Raw genomic sequence first — 1,334 nt, 5'->3', positions numbered from 1 at the left:
CGAGATCAGCAAGATCGGCGTGTTCTACGACACCGTGGAAGAGTCGCTGCAGGCCAACGGCTTCGCACCGAACCGCAACGGCGCCCACCAGGGCTTCCTGCGCAAGGCAGCCTGAGCCACGTCCCGGCCCACCACTAAAACAACAGAGAGACAACCCCATGTCCATCACTCTCGACGCGGGCGTCAGGCCCGGTCCGCAGGACGACTACCTGATCGGCAAGCGGCAAGCCTGGTTTGCCTTTGCCATGACCTTCGCGCTGATGCTGTTCGACTACATCGACCGGCAGGTCATCGTGTCGCTGTTCCCGCACCTCAAGGCCGAGTGGCAGCTCAGCGACAAGCAGCTCGGCGCGCTGGTGTCGATCATCTCCATCGTGGTGGCCGTCGGCGGCATTCCGGTGGCGCTGCTGGCCGACCGGGTCAGCCGCGTGAAGAGCATCGTGGTGATGGCGACGGTGTGGAGCACGGCCACCATCTCCTGCATGTTCACCACCAACTTCGCCCAGCTGTTCACCGCCCGCGCGGTGGTCGGTGCCGGCGAAACCGGCTACGGCTCGGTGGGCGCGGCGCTGATCGCGACGCTGTTCCCGATGCGGCTGCGCAGCGCGCTCCTGGGCGCCTTCTTCGCGGCGGCATCGCTGGGCTCGGTGCTGGGCGTGGTGCTGGGCGGCGTGATCGCGGCCAAGTGGGGCTGGCGCGCCGCCTTCGGCGTGGTCGGCATCCCGGGGCTGGCGCTGGCGCTGCTGTACCTGTTCGTGCGCGACTACAAGACGGTGAACCTGACGCCGCGGCTGGACAAGGTCACCGAGACGCTGGGCACCACGCTCAAGCACATCTTCGTCACGCTGGCGCGCACCCGCACCCTGCTGTTCGTGTGCATCGGCGCGGCCATGCAGCTGATCGTGGTGTCGGCGGTCTGGTCATGGCTGCCGAGCTACCTCAACCGCTTCTACGGCGTCACGCCCGAGGCGGCGGCCACGCAATCGGCACTGGTGGTGCTGGTCGGCGCGGTGGGTTGCATCGTCTGGGGCTACGTGGTCGACCGGCTGACGCTGCGCCAGCCGCGCAACAAGCTGATGGCCCTGTCCCTGCTCTGCGTGATCACGATGTGCATCTTCCTGGCGGCCTTCGCCGGCACCTCCCCCGGTCCGGCGCAGTTCAAGCTGGTGATGCTCGGCGGCTTCTTCATGACCTGCACCGTGGGTGTGGTCTCCGGCGTGGCAATCGAGGTGATCCACCCGGGCGTGCGCTCCACCGGTTCGGCCGTGCTGTCGCTGTTCCAGAACCTGTTCGGGCTGGCCATCGGTCCGTTCCTGGTGGGTGTGCTGTCGGAC

The 1,334-nt window shown here is 67.5% G+C and carries 1 protein-coding gene and 1 pseudogene; both read left to right on the top strand.

Annotated elements, in window-relative coordinates; all coding sequences use genetic code 11:
- Positions 1 to 115 (top strand): annotated as a pseudogene (locus tag WKW80_RS37175) (3-keto-5-aminohexanoate cleavage protein); the annotation flags it as partial.
- A 43-nt stretch (positions 116 to 158) separates the two neighbouring features.
- Positions 159 to 1,334 (top strand): MFS transporter (locus tag WKW80_RS37170; RefSeq protein ID WP_340368557.1); only part of this gene is annotated, 1,176 nt, incomplete at its 3' end.

Origin of the sequence: Variovorax humicola (genome assembly GCF_037889915.1) — a bacterium.
GTDB classification, from domain to species: domain Bacteria; phylum Pseudomonadota; class Gammaproteobacteria; order Burkholderiales; family Burkholderiaceae_C; genus Variovorax; species Variovorax humicola.
The sequence above is the reverse complement of the archived record's forward strand: the minus strand, read 5'-3'. Positions and strand labels throughout refer to the sequence as shown.